The 7,038-nt window shown below is 70.1% G+C and carries 5 protein-coding genes; 4 read left to right on the top strand and 1 reads right to left on the bottom strand.

From position 1 onward, the window contains the following. Positions 1 to 16: 16 nt before the first annotated feature. The 3 genes from V7E09_RS11560 to V7E09_RS11570 all read left to right on the top strand — a co-directional run bounded on the left by V7E09_RS11560 (position 17) and on the right by V7E09_RS11570 (position 5,649). Entirely contained in the window at positions 17 to 2,461 is a 2,445-nt protein-coding gene (locus tag V7E09_RS11560) for a heavy metal translocating P-type ATPase (RefSeq protein WP_324523420.1), read from the top strand. A 103-nt stretch (positions 2,462 to 2,564) separates the two neighbouring features. Further along, a complete protein-coding gene (locus V7E09_RS11565) occupies positions 2,565 to 5,333 on the top strand; it encodes a heavy metal translocating P-type ATPase (RefSeq protein WP_324523421.1) in 2,769 nt (922 codons plus the stop codon). After that, positions 5,305 to 5,649, top strand: coding sequence for a metal-sensitive transcriptional regulator (locus tag V7E09_RS11570; protein WP_324512311.1), 345 nt, complete (start codon positions 5,305 to 5,307; stop codon positions 5,647 to 5,649). The genes V7E09_RS11565 and V7E09_RS11570 overlap by 29 nt, the downstream gene beginning before the upstream one ends. A 101-nt stretch (positions 5,650 to 5,750) precedes the next feature. On the opposite strand, the gene V7E09_RS11575 is transcribed toward V7E09_RS11570, so the two are convergent. Next, on the bottom strand, positions 5,751 to 6,353 hold the full coding sequence (locus V7E09_RS11575) for a DUF305 domain-containing protein (protein WP_131167279.1): 603 nt from the start codon (positions 6,351 to 6,353) through the stop codon (positions 5,751 to 5,753). Between the two features lie 246 nt (positions 6,354 to 6,599). Between V7E09_RS11575 and V7E09_RS11580 the strand changes: the two genes are divergently transcribed. After that, a partial coding sequence (locus V7E09_RS11580; protein ID WP_324523422.1) for a prolipoprotein diacylglyceryl transferase occupies positions 6,600 to 7,038 on the top strand: 439 nt, incomplete at its 3' end.

Genomic DNA, 7,038 nt, shown 5'->3' on the forward strand with positions numbered 1-7,038 from the left:
CTGACAGGAGAATGTGATGAACCTGAACTCCACCGCCGAGTCGGTCGTGCTGCACGTGGGTGGCCTGCACTGGGCCACCACCGCCCACGGCGTCGAACAGACCCTCCTGACCCGGCCAGGCGTGCTGGCGGTCGACGCGAACGCGATCTCGCAGACGGCGACCGTCACGTTCGACCCGACGCGGACCGACGTCGCCGAACTTCAGGGCTGGGTGCGCGAGTGTGGCTACCACTGTGCCGGCGAGTCACAGCCCACCCACGTGTGCGTTCCCCGCATCGAACCGGCAGGTCATCCCGGCGGGCACGCAGCCCCGGACGCCCACGCGCGGCACGGCGGCCCCGGAACCACGGTGCCGCACGGTCATGGGGGGCACGACCAGGCGGCGAGCCACGCCGCGGGGGTGGTGATCTCGCCGCATGACGCGATGGGTCATGGCGGTCATGGGGGGATGTCGATGGACGCCATGGTCGCCGACATGCGCAACCGGTTCCTGGTCGCGGCGGTGCTGTCGGTGCCGATCACGTTGTTCTCCCCGATGGGACGCGACATGCTCGGCTTCGGGCTGCCGGCGCCGTTCGGGTTGCGGGACGAGGTGTTCGCCCTGGTGTTGTCGCTGCCGGTGGTGTTCTACGCGGGCTGGATCTTCTTCGACGGGGCTTTCCGCGCCCTGCGGAACCGGACGCTGGACATGATGGTGCTGGTCGCGATCGCGATCGGCGCCGGGTGGCTGTACAGCCTGTACGTCACGCTCACCGGTGGTGGCGAGGTGTTCTTCGAGGCGGCCGCGGTGCTGACCACGTTCGTCTTGTTGGGGCACTGGTTCGAGATGCGGGCCCGCGGCGGCGCGAACGACGCCATCCGGGCGTTGCTGGACCTGGCGCCGCCGATGGCGACGGTGATTCGTGACGGGGTCGAGGCCGACGTGCCCACCAGCGAGGTGCTGGTCGGCGACCTGGTGCTGGTCCGTCCCGGCGCGAAGGTGCCCGTCGACGGCGTCGTCCGGGAGGGCCGTTCCGAGGTGGACGAGTCGATGGTGACCGGGGAGTCCTTGCCGGTCGACAAGACGGTCGGTTCAGCGGTGGTGGGGGCGTCGATCAACACCACGGGGACGCTGCGGGTGGAGGCCACCAAGGTGGGCGCGGACAGCGCCCTGGCGCAGATCGTCGCGCTGGTGCAGCAGGCGCAGAACTCGAAGGCCCCCGGCCAGCGGCTCGCGGACCGGGCGGCGTTCTGGCTGGTGCTGGTGGCCATCATCGGAGGAGGGCTCACGTTCGGGGCCTGGCTGCTGGCCGGCGCGTCGGTCCAGACGGCGATGCTGTTCGCGATCACGGTGGTGGTCATCACCTGCCCCGACGCCCTCGGACTGGCGACGCCGACCGCGATCATGGTCGGCACCGGTCTGGGCGCCAAGCGAGGGGTGTTGTTCAAGAACGCCACCGCCCTGGAGACCTCCGCGAAGGTCAACACGGTGGTGATGGACAAGACCGGCACGCTCACCCGCGGCGAACCCGAGGTGACCCAGGTCATCGCCGTCGGGGGCGACCCCCACCTCGACCTGGTCGCGGCGGTGGAGCGCGAATCCGAACACCCGCTCGCGGCCGCCGTGGTCACCCATGCCGACGCCCTCGGCGTCGCGACCCGTAAGGCTGCCGAGTTTCGCAACGTGCCCGGCCACGGGGCCACCGCCGTCGTCGACGGACTGGACGTTGCGGTCGGGAACCGGCGGCTCATGGAGTCCCTCGGTGTCGACCTGTCGGCGGCGGGGCCGATCCGCGAGCGGGTCGCCGCCCAGGGCCAGACCGCCGTGTTCGCCGCGGTGGACGGCCGCATCGTGGCGGTCATCGGGTTGGCGGACGCCCCCCGCGAGACCTCCGCCCGGGCGGTCGCGGCGTTGCACGACCAGGGAGTGCAGGTGGTGATGCTGACCGGGGACAATCAGGCGACCGCACAGCGGATCGCCGCCCAGCTGGGGATCGACACGGTGATCGCGGACGTGCTGCCCGGCGACAAGGCCGCCCATGTGGCCGATCTACAACGCCAGGGGCGGGTGGTGGCGATGGTCGGTGATGGTGTCAACGACGCCCCTGCTCTGGCCCAGGCTGACGTGGGGGTCGCGATCGGGGCGGGCACCGATGTGGCGATCGAGACGGCCGACCTGGTCCTCATGCGGTCGGACCCCCTCGACGTGCCGACCGCCCTGACCATCGGCCGTGGCACGCTGCGGAAGATGCGGCAGAACCTGGGCTGGGCGGTCGGTTACAACGTGGTCGCCCTGCCGATCGCGGCCGGCGTGTTTGCCGGCGTCGGGCTGACCCTACGGCCAGAGATCGCTGCGCTGTCGATGTCCGGTTCGAGCCTGATCGTCGCTGTCAACGCCCTGCTGCTGAAGCGGTTGCGGCTCCCCGACGAGTCCCAGCGCCGACCAGGCACCCCGGCCGCGCAGGCTGCGTCGGGATCTTGACGCGACCTTGATCCGATCCTGCCGATCCGGACACGAGTCCCGCCTAACCTGACACCAGAAGCGGTACCCCTGGGGGGTATCAGGACAAGGTGAGGTGGTTGTGATGAGTTGGCTCGTCATCGGCGGCGCGGTGGTCGTCACCGGGTTGTTGTGGTGGTTCTTCTTCGGTCCGAAGCGGGCCGGACAGGTGAGCCTGGAGGACGGCGTCCAGGTGGTCCGGGTCACCGTGGACGGTGGCTACAGCCCGGACGTGATCGAGGGCGTCCGCCCGGGCATACCGGTCAGGCTCCTGTTCGACCGGCAGGAGAGCGGTGAGTGCACCTCGCGGGTGGTCATGCCCGACTTCAAGGTCAACGCAGCGCTGCCGGCGTTCCGGACCACGGCGGTGGAGTTCCTTCCCACCGAAACGGGGGAGTACCGGTTCGCGTGCGGGATGAACATGGTGTCCGGGGTGGTCCGTGTCAGCGGGAACCCCCCGGCCGATACCCAAGGCGACGGGACCATGGTGGAGCAGCCCTCCCGGCCGGTGGACGGAACGACCGCGGCCGGCGGCACCGCCCCCGACGCGGAGGCGGAGGAGGCTGAGCGTGCCGCCGAAATCCGCGACTTGACCCGCCGGCTGCTGGTGGGTGCGGTGCTGTCGGCGCCGGTGCTGGTCGCGGTGATGGCGGTGGAGTTGTTCCAGGCGATGTGGGTTCCCGAGTTCCTGATGAACCCGTGGCTACAGCTGGCGTTGATCGCTCCGGTGATGTTCTATACCGGCTGGCCGATCCACCGGACCGGCTGGAAGGCGCTGTCGCACCGGACCGCCGACATGAACTCGCTGATCACCTTGGGCACGTTTGCCGCCTTCGGCTACAGCCTGGTGGTCACGTTCCTGCCCTGGCTGCTGCCCGACGCACTGCGGCACGTCTACTACGAGGCGGTCGGGGTGATCATCACCCTCATCCTGCTCGGACGCCTGCTCGAGACAAAGGCCAAGGCCGGCACCGGTGAGGCCATCCGCGCTCTGATCGGGCTGCAGCCCCGCACCGCCCGGGTTGAGCGCGACGGTGCCGAACTCGAGGTCGGCGTTGATGAGGTGCGGGTCGGAGACATCGTGCTGATCCGGCCCGGGGAGAAGCTCCCGGTCGACGGCGAGGTGACCAGCGGCTCCTCCTCGATCGATGAGTCGATGGTGACCGGCGAATCCATGCCGGTGACCAAGTCCGTCGGTGACACCGTGATCGGCGCCACCATCAACACCACCGGCGCCCTGCGCTACCGGGCCACCAAGGTCGGCGCCGACACGATGCTGGCCCAGATCATCAAGCTGGTCCGCGAAGCCCAGGGCTCCAAGGCGCCCATCCAGCGGCTCGCCGACCAGGTGTCCAGCTACTTCGTGCCCGCGGTGATCGTGATCGCGGTGTGGACCTTCGTCGCGTGGGTGCTCGTCGGCCCGCCGCCGGTGTTCATCTTCGCGCTCGTCGCCGCGGTGTCGGTGCTGATCATCGCCTGCCCGTGCGCCTTGGGGCTCGCCACTCCCATGTCGATCACCGTCGGCACCGGCAAAGGGGCCTCGCACGGCATCCTGATCCGCTCCGCCGAAGCCTTGGAGACCGCCCACAAGTTGCAGACGATCATCCTCGACAAGACCGGCACCCTGACCCGCGGCGTCCCGGCCCTCACCGACGTCATCCCCGTGACCGACGGGGGTGAGGACCGCCTCCTGGCCGCTGTCGCCGGGGTCGAGCGCGCCTCCGAGCACCCGCTGGCGGCCGCGATCGTGGCCGGGGCGACCGAGCGCGGGCTCGCTGTGCCCGAGGTCGACGGGTTCGAGTCCGTCACCGGCCAAGGGGTGATGGCGCGGGTCGACGGGCGGCGCGTGCTGGTCGGCAATCGCCGGCTGCTGGACGCGTTCGGGGTGGACGCGGCCGTCCTGCTCGCCGCCCACGACCGGCTGGCCGCCGAAGGCAAGACCGCGATGCTGGTCGCGGTCGACGGACACCCCGCCGGCGTCGTTGCTGTAGCCGACACCCTCAAGGAAGGCGCCCCGGCGGCGGTCGCAGCCCTCCAGGCCCGCGGCATCGAGGTCGTGATGATGACCGGTGACAACCGGCACACCGCCGCCGCGATCGCCCGCCAGGTCGGCATCACCCGCGTCGTCGCCGAGGTCATGCCCGACCACAAGGCCGCCGAGGTCCGGCGCCTGCAGGCCGACGGCAAGGTGGTCGGCATGGTCGGCGACGGCATCAACGACGCCCCCGCCCTCGCCCAGGCCGACGTCGGGTCGGCGATCGGGACCGGCACCGACGTCGCGATCGAGTCCTCCGACATCACGTTGGTCTCGGGGGCACTGGTGGGCATAGTGACCGCCGTCGACCTGTCCCGGGCCACCATGCGCAACATCAAGCAGAACCTGGTGTTCGCGTTCCTGTACAACATCCTGGGCATCCCGATCGCCGCCGGCGTGCTCTATCCGGCGTTCGGGATCACCCTCAGCCCGATCATCGCCGCCGCCGCGATGGCACTGTCGTCGCTGTCGGTGGTCGCCAACGCGAACCGGCTCCGCCGGTTCACCCCCCGTCCACTGGCTGCCACCACCCAGGTGGCCGGCGTCGACCCGCTCGTCGAGGTGGGCGGCAGCGTCGAAGCCTCACACCACACCCAACGAAAGGAAACCACCATGTTCGGCCTGTTCGGCAAGAAGAAGGACACCACCGCCAAGGTCGTCGACCCGGTCTGCGGCATGAAGATTGATCCGACCGACGCGGCCGCCACCCGCGACCACGACGGCACCACGATCTACTTCTGCTCCAAGGGCTGCGCCGAAACCTTCGACGCGGACCCGCACCGCTACGCGCATGGACCCTCCGGCGCCGGCCACCACTGACCCGGGCGCTTCCGCCCCTGCAGCCCACGGGAGTGCGTCGGGCCCACGGACCCGACGTGCCCTGCTGGGCCGGCTGCGGCGCATCGAGGGGCAGGTCCGCGGGATCGCCCGGATGGTCGACGGCGACGCCGACTGCATCGAGATCCTCACCCAGGTGGCCGCAGTCACCCACGCCCTCGAAGCCGCAGCCCTGATGCTGGTCGACCAACACCTCCGCGACTGCCTGCAGCGGGGGGCAGCCACCACCCTGGCCGACGAGCAGACAAAACAGGTGGAGCAGGCCCTCCGGGCCGTCGAACGGCTGCTCCGCACTTGAAGCTGGTCCTGCGTGTGAAGAGGGCGGGTGGGTCGCGAACGCGACCCCCCGCCCTTGCGCGTCACGCCTCCGTCGGGCCGCCCGCGGGGGCAGGGCCTCGATCAGGCTGTGCCGACCGGTCGGCCGCCCGGCAGGTCATACCACTCCTGCAGCCAGTCCTGCATCTGCGCGATCTCGGCCAGTTGGGCGTCTCGGATGTCGCTGCACAGGGTCAGCAGTTCGTCGTGCTCGGCGTTCGCCAGGCACTTCTCGGCCTCCCGGATCGCACCCCGGTGGTGGCGGATCATCGACCGCAGGAACGCCACCTCGAACTCCTCGCCGTCCAGGTCGTGGAACCGGTGCATCGACTGCATCCCAGTCATGTCCGGCTCGTGGGAGATGCCGTACCAGTCCTCCAGCCACTGCTGCATGGTCGCGATCTCGGCCGACTGGGTGGCCACGATCGACTCACACGTCGCTGCGAGCTCGTCGTGGACCGCCTTCTCGACGCACATCTCGGCCATCATCACCGCCATGTGGTGGTGGTCGATCATCCCGGTCAGGAAGTCGACCTCGAACCGGGCCGCCTGATCGGACGCCGCCGGTGCGCTCGCCTGCGCCGGTGGTGCGGCCGCCACCGCCACCCCGGTCAGGGCGCCGGTCGCCAACAGGGCCGCAGTCAAGCCGGACGCCACCCGTCGGGTCAGGTTCGTGTGTTCCATCATGCCTCCCTTGGTTGTTCGCCTCAGGTGTGAGGATGGGCATCGACGCTACCCACCGGGGTTTCGCGGCGTCGAGCCCCGGATCGGGGTTCTTGGCCGAATCTTGAGGTTTTCGCCAGGCACCCCCGCCCAGTTTCATCGGCTTCTTGACGTGATCTTGGCTGCCGCTCAGGGGGCCCTTGACCCCGGCCCGCGACAGTGGGAGCCGGCGTGCCACGCGGGTGCGTCGCTTGATGGAGGAGTCTCGCCGTGTGGCCGGTGTTGTTCTCAGTGTTCGGAATCCAGATCCAGTCGTACGGGGTGAGCAAGGCCCTCGCGGCGCTGGTCGCCGCGTGGCTGCTCGGCCGGGCCTTCCGCCGGCTCGGCTTCCCGGTGGAGCAGGCGCACTCGCTGGTTCTGTGGGCGGCGGTGTGGGGGTTCGTGGCCGCCAAGGTGTACTTCCTGATCGACAACCGCGCCCAGTTCAGCTGGCACCTGCTCGGTAGCTCGGGGTTCGTCTGGTACGGCGGGCTGATCGGCGGCATCCTCACCGTCGTCGTCCTGACCCGCCGCTACCGGCTGCCTCTGGCCAGCGTGGCCGGCGCGACCGCGCTCCCGCTGTCGGTGGCGTACGGGATCGGCAGGATCGGCTGTTTCCTGGCGGGCGATGGCACCTACGGCACGCCGACCGACCTGCCCTGGGGGATGG

Source organism: Propioniciclava sp. (assembly GCF_036744435.1).
Lineage (GTDB): Bacteria > Actinomycetota > Actinomycetes > Propionibacteriales > Propionibacteriaceae > Propioniciclava.

Bases quoted from the DNA above. Each gene is read 5' to 3' on its own strand.
- V7E09_RS11560 (WP_324523420.1), top strand. From the start codon at position 17: ATGAACCTGAACTCCACCGCCGAGTCGGTCGTGCTGCACGTGGGTGGC.
- V7E09_RS11565 (WP_324523421.1), top strand. From the start codon at position 2,565: ATGAGTTGGCTCGTCATCGGCGGCGCGGTGGTCGTCACCGGGTTGTTG.
- V7E09_RS11570 (WP_324512311.1), top strand. From the start codon at position 5,305: ATGGACCCTCCGGCGCCGGCCACCACTGACCCGGGCGCTTCCGCCCCT.
- V7E09_RS11575 (WP_131167279.1), bottom strand. From the start codon at position 6,353: ATGATGGAACACACGAACCTGACCCGACGGGTGGCGTCCGGCTTGACT.